Raw genomic sequence first — 18,854 nt, 5'->3', positions numbered from 1 at the left:
TGTACATTATGGTACAGGGTGTCCATTAGAGCTTTCGAAAATTGTAAACCATTGTTGACGGTCTAAGTTAACTTTTGTAGCAAGAGCCGCCGTTTTAACACGATCTAATTTACCAGAGCCAACGATTGGCATCATGTTAGCTGGATGAGCAAGCAACCATGCATACATAACCGTATCTATGCTAGTAATATCTAGATCTGTAGCAACCTTTTGTAACGTTTCACGTACACGTACGGCACGTTCTGATTGACCAGTAAAGATTTCTCCGCCAGCAAGAGGTGACCAAATCATAGGATTGATTCGTTTTTCTTGGCATAAATCAATTGTCCCTTTTTCGAAATGCTCAAGCTGCATCGCCGATACTTCAATTTGATTTGTAATGAGCGGGAAATCTAAATAGGAACTTAACATATTAAACTGTGAAGGTAAAAAGTTAGATACACCGAAGTGACGGACTTTTCCTTCTTGCTTTAAGCGTGAGAACGCTTCTGCTACTTCATTTGGATCCATATATGGATCAGGGCGATGAATGAGCAATACATCAATATAATCTGTATGTAAGTTTTGTAATGATTTCTCCGCGCTTTTAATAATATGTTCAGCACTCGTATTGTAGTGCGCAACATATCGCTCTGGAAATTTAGCTGATGGGGGAGCGATTCCACATTTTGTGACAATTTGCATGTTTTCGCGTAAGGAAGGCTTGAGTTGTAATGCTTCTCCGAACAGCCCTTCACACGTATAACCGCCATAAATATCAGCGTGATCGAAAGTAGTAATCCCCATATCCATACAAGCTTCCATAAAAGAAAGTAACTCTTGCTTTGTCATATTCCATTCTGCTAAACGCCAAAAACCTTGAATAATACGAGAAAATTCTAGTGTTTCGGTCATTTGAACTCGTTCCATTATATGTACCCCCTTGATGAATGAATAATATTTTGAAAAGGCTTTCTTACTACATATTATTATATAGTTACAGGTTCAGACATACAATAAATATGTTTTGCTACAAAAACGATTTTCTCTATATGCTATAATGTAAAAACATATAGCTATAAGGAGATGTAGGGAATGATTCCAGTAACAATATTAACTGGTTTTCTTGGATCAGGGAAAACGACATTATTAAATCGTATTTTATCAGAGAATCACGGTCAGAAATTAGCAGTGATTGTAAATGAAATAGGGCAAATTGGTATTGATAATCAACTGATTATGAATGTCGAAGAAGAGATTATGGAGATGACGAATGGATGTTTATGTTGTACTGTACGTGAAGATTTACTCGTCGCTTTAAAACAATTACTGGACGTAAAAGCAGAAGGGAAAATGGACTTTGATGGATTAGTAATTGAAACGACGGGTCTTGCAAATCCAGGTCCAATTATTCAAACATTCTTTTTAGATCCTGTTATTCAATCCGCATACCAAATTAACGGTGTTGTAACAGTAGTAGATAGTTATCATATACATAAACATTTTGAAAAAGGACTAGAAGCAAAAGAGCAAATTGCGTTTGCTGATGTTGTTTTAGTAAATAAACTAGATTTAATTGAAGAAAGTGAGAAAGAAAATCTCTTACATGAACTGCAAGGAATTAATCCGACTGCAAAGTTAATCGAGGCTACTAACTGTGATGTGGATATTCCATCGTTACTACAAATTCAAACGTTTAAAACGAAAGATACGTTACAAATTTATCCTCATACAGAGCATAATCATCTAGAAGGTGTAAAATCGTTTGTACTACGTGAAGAACGTCCGTTAGATTTACAAAAACTAAATGAATGGATGTCAGCTGTCGTTCAAGAACTAGGTGAATATTTATATCGCTACAAAGGAATTTTATCGATTGATGGAGTAGATAAACGTATTGTTTTCCAGGGTGTACATACACTGTTTGCTGCATCATACGATAGAGAGTGGCAAGAGGGCGAAGAACGAGTAAGTGAAGTCGTGTTTATCGGAAAAGATATTAATAAAGAATGGTTCCAAGAACATTTTGAGGAGTGTGTGAAATAAGTCTGCATATATTGCAGGCTTATTTTTTGGAATTAACTAAGTACTTTATGGAAAAATGATAGATTGCAAAAAAAGAAGGATAATAAAAAGCCTGTTTTCACAGGCTTGTATGTTCATCTAATAGTAACTCCATTACAACACCTACAACTGGACCTTCGTCATCAATATCGCCATTTAAGCGGAAGCCAAATGACTCGTATAATCCCATTGCGAGTTTGTTGTCTGGATGTAAACTTAAATAAATTATTTTACATTCAAATTTATCTTGTAAGAATTGAATGAGTATACGAAGGAAACGTTTTGCGTATCCTTTTCCTTGATATTGTTGGTCAATCATAAAGCGATCTAACCATACGCTTTTACGTTTTTCCCAATACCATCCGTACATTGCATATCCTACAAGTGTTTCTCCATCATATAAACCTACTGACGTTCCGTTTCCCTCATATAATGATTCTGCTAGAGAAAACGCATTGCTTTCAATAAATTGCTGCTGGTCTTTTGCGACGTTTAAAGCAGCTACCGAACGCCAATTTTTTTCTGTTACTTCACAAATGTGAAGAGTCATAATTCCAACTCACCTTCTAAATTAATATAGCTTAAAAGCTAATATGGATAATTTTACTTGTTATTTTGGTCAAGTCAAGTAAGAAAAAATAAAAAAAGAAGCTGAATGAATCGTTCAGCTTCTTTCAAAAATTGATTAGTTAGTAGCTTCTTTCAATGTGTTTACGTTTTCTTCCATTAAAGTGAAGTAATCTTTATTGCTCTTCGCATCATCTTCAGAAATAGTAGCAAGATGATTTAAGCGTAAAACCTTTGTACCCGTTTCTTTTTGAATGACAGATGCTACTTTTGGAGTAGAGAAAGTTTCAAATAAAATATATTGTAGATTATGTTCTTTTACTGTTTTTGTAATGTCAGCAAGCTGTTTTTGAGATGGTTCATCAGAAGCTGAAATACCCGCGATAGCAATTTGTTTTAGGCCATAGCGTTGCTCCCAGTATCCATAAGCCGCATGAGAAACTAAAATATCTTTCGTTTTTGCATTCGCAACAGCTGCTTTAAATTGATCATCTAAATCAGTAAATTTCGTTTGAAGTGCTGCGAAGTTTTTTTCAAACTCTTGTTTATGGTCAGGTTGTAATTCTACAAGTGCATTTTTAATTTTTTCTGCCTGTTTCATTGCTAGAGTAGGGTCTAACCAAATGTGTGGGTCTTTATCGTGATGATGTTCATCTTCTTTATGGCCGTCTCCGTGATCATGATGCTCTTCTTCAGTAGAAGTACGCAGTTCAATACCTTTTGATGCATTTACAATTTTAACATTTTCTTTTTGTAATGCTTTTTCCATTTTTTCAGCAAATGGCTCTAATTCAGCGCCGTTATAAACGAATAAATCGGCTTTTGCAACTTTTACTGTTTGTTTTTGACTTGGTTCAAATGTATGAGAATCTGCACCAGGTGGATAAATTGCTTCAACCGTTACATAGTCGCCACCAATTTTTTTTGCGAAATCAGCAAGAGGAAAAATAGTTGTATAAACAGTTAGCTTTCCGTCTTTCTTGGCATTACCTTTTTTTGTATTTGAGCAGCCAGTAAAAATTAAAGTGAAAATAAGTAAGAATGAAAATATAGTCAATCTTTTAGGCATGAAGTTCTCCTCTTTTCTTTTTTTACGAATATATTTTCCCCAATTTTAGAAGAAAAATATCATTTTAATACAAAACGGAATAATTACGTTTTAGTTTGCGAACTTAGTATAATACATCTTTTATAAAGTTGCAATAAATAATAATCATTCCGATTTGATTTTGTTATAAAGTTGTCAAATATAGATGTGTTATTTTTGCGAATACATGCATATGTGACAACGCTGTGTTCATATATATGAAAGGAGGGTGTAGAGGGGGATGAGTGTTTGGGTTACTTAATGGAAGCTATTTTATTGATATTAGCGGTAGTATTACCATTAGCTTTAGTCTTAATTTTTTTAAGAAGGTTATTAAGTAATTTAGGAGATGCATCAACAGTTACAAAATTACGAGAGAAAGATGAGAAAAAAGAGTGAGTAAAGCACTATGCGTACGCATAGTGCTTTACTTGTGGTAAAATGAGAAAAGGAAACTCCTAAAAGTTGTATTTTACTGAAGGAGAGAAAAGTAAAATAAGAGGTATATGCATATATGAATAAGCGAACAGCGTTAGTACTTGGTGCAAGTGGTTTAGTTGGACAAGAGATAACGCGTCTATTACTTGAATCAGATTACTACGATTCGGTTACTATTTTTGTAAGAGAACCAATGCAATGGCAACATGAGAAGTTACAGCAAAAGCAAGTAGATTATTCGGTATTAGAGGAATATAAAGAGTTTTTTGCTGTAGATGACGTATTTAGTTGTCTAGGAACAACAATAAAAAAAGCAAAAACAAAAGCAAATTTCAAAAAGGTAGATTATGAATATACGTTACGAGCTGCGTGTCTAGCGGAGAAACAAGGTGTGCAAAATTTCCTTGTTGTGTCTTCGATGGGAGCAAATCCTAAATCGTTTTTCTTTTATTCGCAAGTTAAAGGGAGAATGGAAGAGGAATTACAAAAGTTAGTCATAGGTGGCATTCACATTTTTAGGCCATCTTTATTAGTAGGAAATCGACAAGAATTTCGTTTCGGTGAACGAATGGCTGAAAAGTTATCTCGTATCATTCCTTTTATATTTAAAGGGGCTTTCAAAAAGTATAAACCAATTTCAGCGAAAGATGTGGCGAAAGGGATGTATATCACTGCATTGCGAGAAGAAACGGGTATCTATTTTTATAACTCAAATGAAATTACAACGATAGAATAACAAACGAGAAGAATGATATGTACTAGTCCATACTTTTTGAGGGTTTGCAAAAGGAGGATATACGAATGAGTAAAAAAGAAATGTTGCAAAATGGAATTAAGCAAGTTTTTTACGAAGAAGCATGGTATCCACCTATATCAGACGCGTTAAAGGATCTTACCGCTGCACAAGCATGTTGGCAACCAGAAGGAAGGGCTAGTAATACAATTTGGGAAAATGTAAACCATTTACTTACTTTTAAAGAACGGCTACTTGCCCGCTTACACGAAGATGAAACATTTGTTGCACCACAAAATAATGATGAAACGTTTGTCCAAGGTGGATGTAATGATGAGGATGCTTGGCAACAAACAGTGTTACGAACAATTCAAGTGCATGATGCTTTACAATCTGTATTAATATCCCTTCAAGAAGCAGAACTAGAGCGACTTACCCCTTCTCTTCCAATTTGGCAACAATATCAGAACATTCTTTTGCACGATGCTTATCATACAGGACAAATTGTACAAATTCGTAAGCTCCAAGGTTCATGGCCAGCCCATCGTTCCTATTTATAAAGGATACTTAAATTTGTTGGAGTTATAAACGAAACAAACGAATTAAAAACAGTATACTATTATAATAAAAAACAATTTCCTACTTAATTTGAGAAATTGTTTTTTTTTTGTTACTTCAGTTGTGATCCATATTATGGAATGTGGATTATAACCTTGTCGCATATTTAGAGTGTGATTATGGTTGTTTTGTTCATTAAAATTAATTTTTTATATAACGTTATTTCAATTTAATGCTAAATGTAGTAACAAGAGGGAGGTGAAAAACAAAAAATAGGTGTATCAAGCAAAATGTTGATACACCATAAAACGATATTATGAAATAATATATGTTGTCTTGTAGTATACTTTTAATTTCTCTATATTTAGTCGTACATAATATTCTCGGTTTTATTTATTCGTATGGATTTTCCCCGGTGCTCGCTTGTATTGATACGGTTCTTCTAACTCAAAGCCAAGTTCATTGGCGGCTATTCTTGGGAAGTAAGGATTGCGAAGTAACTCACGTCCGATAAAAATTAAATCTGCTTCGTTATTATTTAAAATTTGTTCTGCCTGTGCCCCAGTCGTAATCAATCCAACAGCACCAGTTGCAATGTTAGCATGCTCTTTAATATGTTTAGCGTATTGTACTTGATACCCGGGATATACATCGATGTGTGCCGGTACAACAGCCCCAGAACTACAATCGATTACATCTACCCCTTGTTCTTTCATCCATTTTGTATACTGAACGTAATCTTGAACCGTTAATCCATCAGGATGATAGTCATTTGCTGAAATACGAACGAATAACGGTCCGTTCCAAACTTCATTTATTGAGTCAATAATTTCACGTAAGAAACGATAGCGATTTTCAGGTGAACCGCCATATTCATCAGTCCGTTTATTAGAAAGTGGAGAAAGAAATTCATTAATAAGATAACCGTGAGCACCGTGTATTTCAATAACGTCAAATCCAGCTTGTTTTGAACGTATGGCAGCCTCTTGAAAAGCTAATATAGTATTTTTTATTTGCTGTATACTCATTTCTACTGGTATTTTCATTGTTTCATTAAATGGAATTGCGGATGGAGCGAGAGCATCCGTTTCTAATTCTGCTTTTCTTCCGGCGTGAGCGAGTTGAATGGCAGCTTTTGCACCGTTATCATGTATAAAAGTTGTCGTTTTATGTAAGCCTTCAATTAGGCTATCATCCCATATACCTAAGTCTTTGTTAGAAATTCTTCCTTCAGGTAACACGGCCGTTGCTTCAATCATAACTAAACCAACTTGACCGGCAGCTCTTGTTCCGTAATGAACGAGATGAAAATTTGTTACTTGGCCATCCTCTTTTTCTGATGAATACATGCACATAGGTGACATAACGATACGGTTTTTTAATGTAACGTCCTTAATTGTATAAGGTGAAAAAAGTTCGGAATGCATCCAATAGCCTCCTAGATTGAATTTTCTTACATTGTATCATTCTCGTTTTTGTTTCTCTAATAAAACGCTTATACGAAAAATTTTGTCTATTCGTGTTACAATAATTAATATGAATTGAATTGGAGGCTGACATATGTACCAGGCTTATTATGAAAGTGAATTAGGTTTGCTAGAAATTACAGCGAACGATAAAGGAATTACGTCTGTTATATTTGTTGATGAGAGACAAGAAGAAATTACAAATGAAATGATAGATCAATGTATAAATGAGCTAGATGAATATTTTAAGGGGAAAAGAAAAGAGTTCACAGTCCCGTTGGCTGCTGCGGGAACAGTATTTCAAAAAAATGTATGGGATGCGCTTTATACTATTCCGTATGGCGTAAGTGCTTCATATTTAGATATTGCAGAGAAAGTTGGAAATACGAAAGCTGTACGAGCGATAGGAGGAGCGAATAGTCGTAATCCGATTTCAATTATCGTTCCGTGTCATCGTGTAATAGGAAAGAGCGGGAAGCTTGTTGGATATGCAGGTGGTTTATGGAGGAAAGAGTGGTTATTAAAACACGAAGGTATATTGAAATAACGTATGGACGGGAAGAGGGATTGTTTTGAGATGTATAAATTGTGGGCAACTTTGCGAGGGAAATCAGTTGAATTGTGAAAGTTGCCAGCGGACTTTGCATACTGAACAAGGTGAAGGAAGCGCACTAATAGACAAGGAATTAGAAGTGTATGTAGGGAGACAATTTTCGTATTACAAAAGGAAATGGGAACTTGAGGAAAAGCGGATTGCTAGGTGGAGCTGGAATGGTTGGGCAGCCATTTTCAATGTAGGCTGGCTTGGGTATCGTAAGTACTATTTACCAGCAGCATTATTTGTATTGTTATTAGTAGCGTGTGATGCGTTTTCTTATTATATGGGTTTCAACGTAGCATTACCAATCATTAATATGGTGCCTCTGACGTTTCTATTACTCGTTTTTATTTTATTTGGAATGGCGATTTTTGCGAATGGATTATATTATCAATTTGCAGAAAGGCGTATATATCGAATAAAAGCACGAGAAATTCAAGATGAATCGGTTGAGAAGTATCTCATTCGTGATAGTGGTGGAACGAGTAAAATGGGAGCAACAATTGTTACGATTTTAGCAGTTGCTAGTATTTTTTTCAGCCATTTCTTTTTCCCAACTGATCGAGATATTATTCAAAAAGTTCGTGCAGGCTCACTATATGAATATCCGTTCTTTTCAATTGGTGAATCTTTTGAAAATTATTTTAGAAATCCAGGTTGGGTATATTATCGTGGCACCGAAGGATTAGAATTGGTAGAGTTTCAAGGAGAAAGTCCTGATATGCCAAGGAAAAAGGTGAAGATCCAATTTGTTGTTGATTATAAATTGGGCGAGATTGAGCCGTACTCATTGACGATTAATGGAGAATCTAAAAATGAGGAAGAGTTTTTGAAAATAATGGACGAAATATTTAAAGTTCAAAATCCATTTGATATAGACGATGGATTACAAGTAAAAGAAATAGAAAAAGAAGCGGATGGAAAGACTCTCTATCCGCTTCTTTTTTTTAATGTACGAAAATAATATTTGAAATAATCTGAATCTTTTGTATAATAATATGTATTATACTGGATTTCATTTATACATATAGATTGGGGGAAGGAAGAATGAAGAGAAAGGTAACAACGATTGCTGCAGTAGCATTATCAACTAGTATATTAGTTGCAGGTTGCGGAAATGGGGAGAAGGCATCTACAACGAAGAAAGAGGCAAGTAAGGGGGCAGCAGATAAGCAAGTATTAAACTTACTAGAAGCAGCAGAAATTCCTTCAATGGATACATCAAAATCGACAGACTCTGTATCATTCCGTGCCTTTGTCAATGCAATGGAAGGGTTATATCGTTTAGATAAGGATAATAAACCAACTCCAGGTATGGCAAAAGATGTGAAGATTAGTGAAGATAAAACGACATATACATTTGAATTACGAGACGCAAAGTGGTCTAATGGCGATCCGGTTCGAGCGCAAGATTTTGTATTTGCATGGCAACGTGCATTAGATAAAGCAACAGCAGCTGAGTATGCATTTATTTTATTTGATGTGAAAAATGCACAGAAAGTAAATAAGGGAGAATTACCGTTAGATCAATTAGGAGTAAAAGCAAAGGATGATAAAACGTTAGTAGTAGAATTAGAACAACCAGCACCATATTTCCTTGAGCTTACTTCGTTCCCAACATTTTTCCCATTAAATGAAAAATATGTGAAAGAACAAGGGGATAAATATGCATTAGAAGCAGATAAACTATTATACAATGGGCCATTTACGATGAGTGAATGGAAACATGAACGAAGTTATCAATTGAAGAAAAATCCTAATTATTGGGATAAAGATACAGTAAAATTAGAAGAAATTAATGTAAATATAGTGAAGGAAACTAGCACGGGAGTAAATTTATATGATAGTGATCAAGCAGACCGTGTTATTTTAAGTTCTGAATTTGTTGATAAATATAAAAAGAATAAGCCAGATGAATTTAAAACGAAGTTAGATCCACGTATGTATTTCTTGCGTTTTAACCAGAAAAATGCAACGTTTAAAAACCAAAAAGTTCGTGAAGCGATTGATCTAGCATATGATAAAAAAGGAATTGCAAATGTTATTTTAAATGACGGATCATTACCAGCATATTTCTTAGTACCTGAAAAATTTACAACAGGACCAGATGGGAAAGATTTCCGTTCTGTAAATAAAAATTTCCGTGACAGTAAAGACAATGCAGCAAAAGCAAAAAAATTATGGGAAGAAGCAAAGAAAGAACTTGGCCAAGATACAATTACAGTAGAATTTTTAAATGATGATAATGGTAGCCGTAAAAAAGTGGGCGACTTTATTAAAGAGGAGTTAGAGAAAAACTTACCTGGTATTAAAGTGAATTTGAAACAACAACCATATAAGCAGAAGCTAGAGTTAGAAAAGAAATTTGAATATGAATTCTCATTATCTGCATGGAGTCCGGATTATCCAGATCCAATGACTTATATTGATATGTTCGTTACGGGAAGTTCATTTAATGAAATGGATTATTCTAATCCGAAGTATGATGATTTAGTAGCGAAATCAAAAGGAGAGCTATTAAAAGATGATAAAGCACGTTGGAATGCACTTGCAGAAGCTGAAAAAATCTTAATTGGTGAAGATGCTGCCATTTCTCCTGCGTACCAACAAAGTACGGCATATTTAGAGAAACCGTATGTAAAAGGTATTGCAAATCATACGTTTGGTGGGGACTTCAGCTATAAATGGGCATATATTACAAAGAAATAGTATAATAAAAGATGAGTGAATTTTCGCTCATCTTTTCGTTTGTTTAAGGAGGAGCTAATTTTGTTAAAAGGAATTAATCATCTTTGTTTTTCAGTGTCTAATTTAGAAAACTCTATTACATTTTACGAAAAAGTGTTAGAAGGAGAATTATTAGTTAAAGGGAGAAAACTTGCATATTTTTATGTATGCGGGGTATGGATAGCACTTAATGAAGAAGCACATATTCCGAGAAATGAGATTCATCAATCTTATACGCATATTGCGTTTTCAGTTGAACAGAAAGACTTTGAACGTCTATTGCAGCGATTAGAAGAAAACGATGTTCATATTTTACAAGGAAGAGAACGAGATGTAAGGGATTGTGAGTCTATCTATTTTGTTGATCCTGATGGCCACAAATTTGAGTTTCATTCAGGGACATTGCAAGACCGACTTAATTATTATAGGGAAGATAAACCTCATATGACATTTTACTAAGGGGGGAAGAAGTTGCATGCGCTAGTAATTGGTGGAACAGGAATGCTAAAGAGGGTGTGTATGTGGCTTTGTGAGCAAGAGTTTCATGTTTCTATTATTGGTAGAGATGAAGTGAAATTAGAAAATGTTAAGCGAGAGAGTGCTATACCAGAAAGTATCTCATGTCTATCGTTAGATTATCATAATGAAGACGATGTAAAGTTAGCAATTAAGAGCACAATTGAGCGGAATGGCCCAATAACATTAGTTGTCGCATGGATACATTCCAGTGTGAAGGATACGTTATCGCTCATTTGTAGAGAATTAGACTTGTCGTCTGAAACATACAGCACTTTTCATATTTTAGGTAGTAAAGCATCGCGCATGACCGCACAAAAAATAGGAGGTACGCGATGTAGCTATCATAGAATAATATTAGGTTTTATATTAGACGGTACATACGGCAGATGGCTTACTCATGAAGAAATATCGGATGGTGTAATAAAAGGAATTGAGAGTAAATGTGGTGAATGGATTGTAGGACGGGTAGAGCCGTGGGAATTGAGGCCAACATGGTAAGGGGGAATGCAAAATGAAAACAACTGTATACGTAACAAGGCACGGTGAAACAGAATGGAATGTAGCGAAACGAATGCAAGGTCGGAAAAATTCTGCTTTAACTGAAAATGGGATGCTACAAGCTAAGAAATTAGGAGATCGAATGAAAGATTTATCTATCCATGCGATTTATAGTAGTCCGAGTGAAAGGACACTTCATACTGCAGAGTTAATAAAGGGCGAACGTGATATACCTATAATCGCGGACGAGCATTTCTATGAAATTAACATGGGCATATGGGAAGGACAAACAATCGATGATATAGAAAGGCAATACCCAGACGATATAGAATTGTTTTGGTATGAGCCACATCTTTTTCAGTCAACATCAGGAGAAAATTTTGAGACTGTTCATAACAGGGTAATTGATGGAATACATCATCTTTTAGAGAAGCATAAAGGAGAAAGTATATTAATTGTTTCCCATGCGGCAGCGGCCAAATTACTTGTAGGACATTTTGCAGGTGTTGAAATAGAAAATGTATGGGATGATCCATTTATGCATAGTGCTAGTCTAAGTATAATAGAATTTGAAGAAGGAAAATGTGAAGTGAAGCAATTTGCAGATATAAGTCATTTTCAATAAACGAAAAAAGGCCGCAAAACGGCCTTTTTTATAGGCATAAAAACTAGCGATTACGTTTTTTATACCAGAAGTGATCGAATTTCTTGTTGTTGCAAGATGGGAATTTAGTTCCGCCTTTGCAATTATTCCATTTGTGTCCATAATCGTGACAGTCTTTACCATGATCCCATGAATCATCACAAGAGCCACCGTGTCCATTCGGGAAGAACTCGCATTTTTTACAGTAACATCGTTTTGTCCAGTAAAATTTCTTTTCAAAGCGTACACATTTTGTAACGAACGTACAATGTTTTCTACGAGTGCGTCTTGTAACTAAAACGCATTCTTTTCTACGTGTTACTTTCGTAACGAATGTCCATTTTTGAACGCGAACACGAGTACATTTTGTAACAAATGTCCATTTTTTTACATGAGTACATTTTGTAACGAACGTACAATGTTTCACGTGAGTACATCTTGTTCTTGGGCAGTTACAATCGTCGCTACATTCTATTTTTGTAGTACAATCATCATCGCAATCAAATGTACTTGGATCTTGATGTAAGAAATCTTCCATCCCCGCACTTTTGATTTCCTCAACAGCTTTTCTAATATCACGTTTCATAGAAATCCTCCTTATCGTGTATTAAAGTCAAAAGGTATTCTTTTTCATTAACAGGATATGTATATAGGCATCTTTCTGAACAGGACAAGAGTGTAATTTTATATAAATGGTTGATAGCGGATGTATGGACAAGGCAAAGTGCATACATTGAATGAAGAGAACTGAGAAGGGATGGGGAAATATGCTACCTTCATATGATTTTTTTATTCATCCAATGAACCTAGTGGAATTGAAAAGAGAAATTTGGTCAGACAGTCCAGTGCCAGCAAAATTAACTTATGGAAAAAAGAAGTATGACATTGATATCGTATATCGGGGTGCTCATATTCGTGAATTTGAGAAAAAATCTTATCATGTTATGTTCTATAAACCGAAAAAATTTCAAGGTGCGAAAGAGTTTCATCTAAACTCTGAGTTTATGGATCCGTCTCTCATACGAAATAAATTATCTTTAGACTTTTTTCACGATATTGGTGTACTTTCACCTAAATCACAACATGTATTTATAAAAATTAACGGTCAAATTCAAGGCGTATATTTACAGTTAGAATCAGTAGATGAAAACTTTTTGAAAAATAGAGGATTACCGAGTGGGTCTATTTATTATGCGATAGATGATGATGCAAATTTCTCTTTAATGAGTGAGAGAGATAAAGATGTTAAGACCGAGCTTTTTGCGGGTTATGAATTTAAATATTCGAATGAAAATAGTGAAGAACAACTGAGTGAATTTGTATTTCAAGCAAATACTTTGTCAAGGGAAGCTTATGAAAAAGGAATTGGAAAGTTTTTGCATGTAGACAAATATTTAAGGTGGTTAGCTGGCGTCATTTTTACTCAAAACTTTGATGGTTTTGTTCATAACTATGCACTATATCATAACGATGCAACGAATTTATTTGAAGTGATACCGTGGGATTATGATGCGACTTGGGGGCGAGATGTACAAGGGAGACCACTTGATCATGAATACATTCGTATTCAAGGTTATAACACATTAAGTGCAAGGTTGTTAGATATACCTGTATTTAGAAAACAATATCGAAGTATTTTGGAAGAAATATTAGAAGAACAATTTACCGTTTCGTTTATGATGCCGAAAGTAGAAGGTTTGTGTGAATCGATTCGTCCATATTTACTACAAGATCCATATATGAAAGAAAAATTAGAAATATTTGATCAAGAAGCTGATATGATTGAGGAATATATAAATAAAAGAAAAAAATATATACAAGATCATTTACGTGAATTGGATTAATTTTGAAAGAGATTGGAACATTATCAATCTCTTTTTTTGTATAATAAAGATGTATAAATAGAATTGATGTAATATTCATTCAATAAAAAATAGGGATGTGGAAACATGACGATAAAATGGATTGGTTGGGCAAAACAAATACAATCTATAGCTCAAGCGGGTTTAATGTATTCTAAGGATGTGTATGATATAGAACGTTTCCAACAATTACGGGATATTTCCATTTCGATGATGTCACATTACACGAAGACAGATTGGGAAGTTGTAGAGAAGTTATTTGCAAATGAGACAGGCTATCAAACACCAAAAGTTGATATTAGAGCAGTCGTTTTTCAAAATGAAAAGTTATTATTTGTGAAAGAAAAAAGTGATGGGAAATGGGCATTGCCAGGTGGGTGGGCTGATATCGGCTATACGCCAACAGAAGTAGCAGCAAAAGAAGTTATAGAGGAGACGGGTTATGAAGTGGATGATTTTAAACTATTCGCTATATTTGATAAAGAAAAACATCAACCATCGCCTTCAGCAACACACGTATATAAAATTTTTATTGGCTGTAAGATTATTGGTGGCGAAAAGAAAACGAGTATTGAAACAGAAGATGTGGAGTTCTTTGGTGAAAATGAATTGCCTAATTTATCGATTGCTAGAAATACCGAAGAACAAATTAAAGAAATGTTTGCCTTTATGAAAGAACCTCAGAAAGAAATATTAATAGATTAATCATGCTTATGCCAATCATATTGTTGAAATGAAGATATTGGCAGATTGAAACCTTTATGTAATAATGGGATGGTATGTGAAGAAAAAGGAGATAGAAAATAAAATGTTAGCAAGCATAATAGATCAGTTATTGCAATTTTTTGCAAGCTTAGGTTACTTTGGAGTAGCGCTAGCTTTAATGATTGAAATTATTCCGAGTGAAATTGTACTTTCGTATGCGGGATTTTTAGTTGCAGATGGTAAAATTAGCTTTGTCGGTGCAGTTATTGCTGGAACAATCGGTGGTACTTTAGCTCAAATCTTTTTATATTGGCTTGGATATTATGGAGGACGTCCAGTTGTAGAGAAATATGGGAAATATCTACTTATTAATAAACACCATTTAGACATAGCGGAAAATTGGTTTAAGCGTTACGGAGCAGGAGTAATCTTTTCTGCACGCTTTATTCCAGTCGTACGTCATGCAATCTCTATTCCAGCAGGATTAGCTAAAATGCCATTAAAGCTATTTACACTGTATACAGTAGTTGCGATTATTCCATGGTCAATACTGTTTATATACTTAGGTGAAAAGCTTGGCGGGAATTGGCGACACATTAAAGAGTATGCATCTGATTACACACATTACATAATTATAGGAGCTGTTCTCTTTGTTGCTTTATACTTCGGATTAAAGTATTTCAAAAAGAAAAAAGCAGCGCGTTAAAGTCAATGATTTTTCATTGGCTTTTTTTATTTGTTTCGGTTCGGTTCTAAAAAAAAGGAGTTGTCCATAATGTATAATAATAAAGCGTAGCGGAGGAATGTGATGAAAGGGTCACCGTTTATACGTGGAACGATATTTTTAACGATGGCAACGATGATATCTAAAATGTTAGGGTTTATATATGTTATACCATTTACAGCAATGGTCGGTACGAGTGGGTACGTGTTATACACATATGCATACCGCCCTTATACTATTATGCTTAGTATTGCAACAATGGGACTACCACTTGCCGTTTCGAAAATGGTATCAAAATATGATCAACTGAATGACTATCATACGGTTAAAAGAGTGCTTAAGAGTGGTATCGTTTTTATGCTTTTAATGGGAATAATCTCATGTTTTATATTATATTTGTTAGCACCGCATTTAGCTGAACTAGTGATTGATGGGAATGATCAAACAGGGAATAGTGTAACAGCGGTCACAAATAATATTCGAATTGTAAGTTTTGCATTAATACTTGTGCCGGTAATGAGCTTATTAAGAGGTTTTTTTCAAGGGTTTCAGTCGATGGGACCTTCTGCATTAAGTGTGGTTGTAGAACAATTTTTTCGGGTCTTAACCATTTTGATAGGAAGCTTTGTCGTTTTATATGTTTTAAAAGCTTCAGTCTCGCTGGCTGTTGGTATTTCAACGTTTGGTGCCTTTATGGGAGCGATAGGCGGATTAACAGTTTTAAGTGCGTATTACGTAAGAAGGAGAAAGCACTTAAAGAAAAAAGAAATGGTAAGTATACCGCAAACAACGAAATCTTTTTTCTCGCTGTATAAGGAGCTCTTTACATACTCAATACCGTTTGTTGTGGTAGGTTTAGCAATTCCGTTGTATCAGACGATTGATACATTTACAATAAATAAACTACTTATACAAATAGGATATATGCAAGGGGAAGCGGAGAAGATTAATGCGATAATTGGCCTTGTTCAGATGGTTGTCCTTATTCCTGTTTCTGTTGCGACTGCTTTTAGTATGTCTCTCGTACCTGAGATGACAAAAGCTTATACAGCAGGAAATGTGAAGTTACTGTACAAACATTTTACGAGGACGAATGTATTAGTAGTAGGTATTACGGTACCCGCGGCAATTGGAATGATGTTGTTAGCAAAACCAGTATATACTCTTTTATTTGGCGCTGGAAATGATCCGGAGATGGGGAGCGTTATTTTACAGTATTATGCTCCTGCTTGTATACTATTTTCACTTTTTACAGTAACAGCTGCGATGTTACAGGGAATTAATCAACAACAGAAGACAGTGCTAGGATTAATAATTGGCATTATTGTGAAGATAGTTTTAAATATTGTATTGCTTCCGTATTTCGATTATGTAAGTTTTATTATTTCAACATACGCTGGTTATACGATTTCAGTTGGCTTTAACTTGTGGATGCTTTCTAAATATGTTATAAAGGCAACATAAGCTTTTTAAGGCAGAGAGCACTCTGTCTTTTTCTTTGTTTAGAATATTTTTCTTATAAAAACGTTTTCAAAATAATTTTTCTATTGAAATTTAAACGTATGTTTCATATGCTGAGAATGGCGGTTCAAAAACTGTTGTTTAAGAGAGGTAGATTCCTACATGTAAAAAGAATCGGGGTGATAGTATGTTAAATATTTATTTAACAGACCGAAACGGAAAACTACAAGAGGTTGAGGAAATGCAAAAGGGTTGCTGGATTAATGTACTTCATCCAACAGAAGAAGAAATTCAATATCTAGTACAAACTTTAAATGTAGACTTAGATTTCATTAAAGACCCTTTAGATGATGAAGAACGCTCTCGTATTGAAAAGGAAGACAATAATACTTTAATAATCGTGGATATTCCAACAGTTAGACATGATGAAGAAGGAAATTCGATTTATGACACGATTCCAATAGGTATGATTGTAATGCCAGATTGCTTTGTGACAATTTGTTTAGAAGAAAACCCAATTTTTGAACGTTTTATTAATCAACGTATTAAAGAATTTTATACGTTTAAAAAGACACGCTTTGCACTTCAGCTCTTATATACGATTTCTACTTATTATTTAAGATACTTAAAGCAAATTAACAGAAAAACAATCGATTTAGAGCATCAATTAAATAAGTCGATGAAAAATAAAGAGATTTTCACATTGCTAGGCCTTGAAAAAAGTTTAGTTTACTTTACAACATCATTAAAGGCGAATAAAATTGTAATTCAAAAATTAATGCGTAACAGTACATTTTTAAAAATGTATGAAGACGATCAAGATTTATTAGAAGATGTATTAATTGAAAATAAACAGGCTATTGAAATGGCGGAAATATATAGTCATATTCTAAGTGGAATGATGAATACTTTTAGCTCTGTTATATCGAATAATTTAAACAGTGTTATGAAACTGTTAACGTCTATTACAATCATTTTATCATTACCAACAATGGTCTCTAGTTTCTTTGGAATGAACGTAAAGGTTCCGTTTGAAGGTGAGGCTCAAGGTTTTGTAATTGTACTCATAATATGTGCAACATTATCTTGCGCTTTAGCATTTGTATTTTGGAAGAAACGTTACTTTTAACGATAAAAAAGCTGCTCTAGCATAGTTGTGTAACTGCGCTAGAGCAGCTTTTTTGCTATGAAATCCCAAATTTTGAATAGAATATAACTTATAAAATGTAATGTATATGAAAGAGGTGAATTCCGTATAAGTCTTGTCCAATTCATAAAATGGGGTTAAAATTACATATTGTTAATGAAAAGTTGGAGGAAATACATCATGGAATTGTTTCAATTACCGAAAGCATTCCTGCAAATGAATACAATCTTTATCTCTATATTGATCGAAGCACTTCCTTTTGTGCTCATTGGTGTATTTATTTCAGGATTCATTCAAATGTTTGTGACAGAAGATATGGTAGCAAAATGGATGCCGAAAAACCGATTTCTGTCTGTTTTAATGGCTACTTTTTTAGGGATGATGTTTCCAGGTTGTGAATGTGGAATCGTTCCGATTGTTAGGAGATTAATCGGAAAAGGAGTTCCGCCATATGCGGGGATTGCATTTATGCTAACTGGGCCAATTATTAATCCAGTCGTATTATTTGCAACATACGTTGCCTTTGGGAGTAGTATGCACATGGTATGGTATCGTTCTATTGTAGCGATTGTCGTAGCAATTATCGTTGGAATTATATTATCATTTATGTTTAAAGAACATCAATTAAGAGACGATCACTTCCCAGAAGTGAATCATAAGCGTCCATTACGTAAAAAAATGTGGGATGTATGTACGCATGCTGTTGAGGAATTTTTCTCGATGGGAAAATATTTAGTATTAGGTGCGTTAATTGCAGCTGCAGTTCAAACGTTCGTACAAACTTCAACACTGCTTGCTATTGGACAAGGTCCATTTTCTTCACCAGCTGTTATGATGGGACTTGCATATATTTTATCACTTTGTTCGGAAGCAGATGCGTTTATTGCTTCATCATTCCAAAGTACATTTTCAACAGCATCACTTGTCGCGTTCCTCGTATATGGACCGATGGTGGATATTAAAAATATGTTTATGATGCTTGCGACATTTAAAACGAAATTTGTAATTGTCGTTACAGTTACAGTTACACTTGTTGTTTATGCAAGCTCACTACTCATTTATGCGATGGGGTGGTAGG

Annotated in this window: 21 protein-coding genes; 16 read left to right on the top strand and 5 right to left on the bottom strand. The window is 34.6% G+C overall.

The window, feature by feature from the left end; translation table 11 throughout:
• Positions 1 to 6: 6 nt before the first annotated feature.
• Positions 7 to 909 carry an aldo/keto reductase gene (locus tag ACTFOB_RS04130; RefSeq protein ID WP_440024654.1) on the bottom strand — a complete coding sequence of 301 codons (903 nt, stop codon included), beginning with the start codon at positions 907 to 909 and terminating at the stop codon, positions 7 to 9.
• Positions 910 to 1,074: 165 nt separating this feature from the next.
• Here ACTFOB_RS04130 and ACTFOB_RS04125 point away from each other — a divergent pair, with 165 nt between their 5' ends.
• Positions 1,075 to 2,025 (top strand): CobW family GTP-binding protein, encoded by a 951-nt coding sequence (locus ACTFOB_RS04125; RefSeq protein WP_440024652.1) that lies wholly within the window; start codon positions 1,075 to 1,077, stop codon positions 2,023 to 2,025.
• 97 nt (positions 2,026 to 2,122) lie between these two features.
• Here ACTFOB_RS04125 and ACTFOB_RS04120 read toward each other — a convergent pair whose 3' ends face one another.
• Positions 2,123 to 2,593, bottom strand: a complete 471-nt coding sequence (locus ACTFOB_RS04120) for a GNAT family N-acetyltransferase (protein WP_440024650.1) — start codon at positions 2,591 to 2,593, stop codon at positions 2,123 to 2,125.
• A gap of 135 nt (positions 2,594 to 2,728) precedes the next feature.
• Positions 2,729 to 3,679: a metal ABC transporter substrate-binding protein gene (locus tag ACTFOB_RS04115; RefSeq protein WP_151630711.1), complete on the bottom strand. Its 951-nt coding sequence runs from the start codon at positions 3,677 to 3,679 to the stop codon at positions 2,729 to 2,731.
• Between the two features lie 267 nt (positions 3,680 to 3,946).
• On the opposite strand from ACTFOB_RS04115, the gene ACTFOB_RS04110 reads away from it, so the two are divergent.
• The 3 genes from ACTFOB_RS04110 (at position 3,947) to ACTFOB_RS04100 (ending at position 5,428) form a co-directional block, all read left to right on the top strand.
• A complete protein-coding gene (locus tag ACTFOB_RS04110) occupies positions 3,947 to 4,096 on the top strand; it encodes a hypothetical protein (RefSeq protein ID WP_192797664.1) in 150 nt (49 codons plus the stop codon).
• Positions 4,097 to 4,211: 115 nt separating this feature from the next.
• A complete protein-coding gene (locus tag ACTFOB_RS04105; RefSeq protein ID WP_151630710.1) occupies positions 4,212 to 4,871 on the top strand; it encodes an oxidoreductase in 660 nt (219 codons plus the stop codon).
• A gap of 65 nt (positions 4,872 to 4,936) precedes the next feature.
• Positions 4,937 to 5,428 carry a DinB family protein gene (locus tag ACTFOB_RS04100; protein ID WP_151630709.1) on the top strand — a complete coding sequence of 164 codons (492 nt, stop codon included), beginning with the start codon at positions 4,937 to 4,939 and terminating at the stop codon, positions 5,426 to 5,428.
• A gap of 387 nt (positions 5,429 to 5,815) precedes the next feature.
• Here ACTFOB_RS04100 and namA read toward each other — a convergent pair whose 3' ends face one another.
• Positions 5,816 to 6,853 carry an NADPH dehydrogenase NamA gene (namA, locus tag ACTFOB_RS04095; RefSeq protein WP_151630708.1) on the bottom strand — a complete coding sequence of 346 codons (1,038 nt, stop codon included), beginning with the start codon at positions 6,851 to 6,853 and terminating at the stop codon, positions 5,816 to 5,818.
• A gap of 133 nt (positions 6,854 to 6,986) precedes the next feature.
• On the opposite strand from namA, the gene ACTFOB_RS04090 reads away from it, so the two are divergent.
• The 6 genes from ACTFOB_RS04090 (at position 6,987) to ACTFOB_RS04065 (ending at position 11,859) form a co-directional block, all read left to right on the top strand.
• The gene (locus tag ACTFOB_RS04090) at positions 6,987 to 7,439 is read left to right on the top strand and encodes a methylated-DNA--[protein]-cysteine S-methyltransferase (RefSeq protein ID WP_151630707.1); all 453 of its coding nucleotides are present in this window, start codon (positions 6,987 to 6,989) and stop codon (positions 7,437 to 7,439) included.
• A gap of 25 nt (positions 7,440 to 7,464) precedes the next feature.
• Complete coding sequence (locus tag ACTFOB_RS04085) at positions 7,465 to 8,454, top strand: DUF2628 domain-containing protein (protein ID WP_440024646.1); 990 nt, start codon at positions 7,465 to 7,467, stop codon at positions 8,452 to 8,454.
• Between the two features lie 83 nt (positions 8,455 to 8,537).
• Positions 8,538 to 10,199, top strand: coding sequence for a peptide ABC transporter substrate-binding protein (locus ACTFOB_RS04080; RefSeq protein WP_440024645.1), 1,662 nt, complete (start codon positions 8,538 to 8,540; stop codon positions 10,197 to 10,199).
• Positions 10,200 to 10,259: 60 nt separating this feature from the next.
• Complete coding sequence (gene fosB, locus ACTFOB_RS04075; RefSeq protein ID WP_151630705.1) at positions 10,260 to 10,676, top strand: FosBx1 family fosfomycin resistance bacillithiol transferase; 417 nt, start codon at positions 10,260 to 10,262, stop codon at positions 10,674 to 10,676.
• Positions 10,677 to 10,688: 12 nt separating this feature from the next.
• A complete protein-coding gene (locus ACTFOB_RS04070) occupies positions 10,689 to 11,234 on the top strand; it encodes a short-chain dehydrogenase (protein WP_440024643.1) in 546 nt (181 codons plus the stop codon).
• Positions 11,235 to 11,247: 13 nt separating this feature from the next.
• Entirely contained in the window at positions 11,248 to 11,859 is a 612-nt protein-coding gene (locus ACTFOB_RS04065) for a phosphoserine phosphatase 1 (protein WP_151630703.1), read from the top strand.
• A gap of 43 nt (positions 11,860 to 11,902) precedes the next feature.
• On the opposite strand, the gene exsB is transcribed toward ACTFOB_RS04065, so the two are convergent.
• Complete coding sequence (gene exsB, locus ACTFOB_RS04060; protein WP_440024642.1) at positions 11,903 to 12,463, bottom strand: exosporium protein ExsB; 561 nt, start codon at positions 12,461 to 12,463, stop codon at positions 11,903 to 11,905.
• Between the two features lie 181 nt (positions 12,464 to 12,644).
• Between exsB and cotH the strand changes: the two genes are divergently transcribed.
• From cotH to ACTFOB_RS04030, 6 genes are all read left to right on the top strand, one after another.
• Positions 12,645 to 13,721, top strand: a complete 1,077-nt coding sequence (gene cotH, locus ACTFOB_RS04055; protein ID WP_440024804.1) for a spore coat protein CotH — start codon at positions 12,645 to 12,647, stop codon at positions 13,719 to 13,721.
• Between the two features lie 105 nt (positions 13,722 to 13,826).
• Complete coding sequence (locus ACTFOB_RS04050; protein ID WP_151630700.1) at positions 13,827 to 14,444, top strand: NUDIX hydrolase N-terminal domain-containing protein; 618 nt, start codon at positions 13,827 to 13,829, stop codon at positions 14,442 to 14,444.
• A gap of 103 nt (positions 14,445 to 14,547) precedes the next feature.
• Positions 14,548 to 15,150, top strand: coding sequence for a DedA family protein (locus tag ACTFOB_RS04045; protein WP_000881208.1), 603 nt, complete (start codon positions 14,548 to 14,550; stop codon positions 15,148 to 15,150).
• A gap of 102 nt (positions 15,151 to 15,252) precedes the next feature.
• A complete protein-coding gene (locus tag ACTFOB_RS04040; protein ID WP_440024641.1) occupies positions 15,253 to 16,632 on the top strand; it encodes a putative polysaccharide biosynthesis protein in 1,380 nt (459 codons plus the stop codon).
• Between the two features lie 184 nt (positions 16,633 to 16,816).
• Positions 16,817 to 17,758: a magnesium transporter CorA family protein gene (locus tag ACTFOB_RS04035; protein ID WP_000932394.1), complete on the top strand. Its 942-nt coding sequence runs from the start codon at positions 16,817 to 16,819 to the stop codon at positions 17,756 to 17,758.
• Between the two features lie 198 nt (positions 17,759 to 17,956).
• Complete coding sequence (locus ACTFOB_RS04030; RefSeq protein ID WP_151630698.1) at positions 17,957 to 18,853, top strand: permease; 897 nt, start codon at positions 17,957 to 17,959, stop codon at positions 18,851 to 18,853.
• The last annotated feature ends 1 nt before the right edge of the window (position 18,854 follow it).

Origin of the sequence: Bacillus cereus group sp. MYBK79-1, assembly GCF_051915365.1 — a bacterium.
Classification (GTDB): Bacteria; Bacillota; Bacilli; order Bacillales; family Bacillaceae_G; genus Bacillus_A.
Note: the sequence above shows the minus strand (reverse complement) of the source record. Positions and strands in the feature narration are given on the sequence as shown.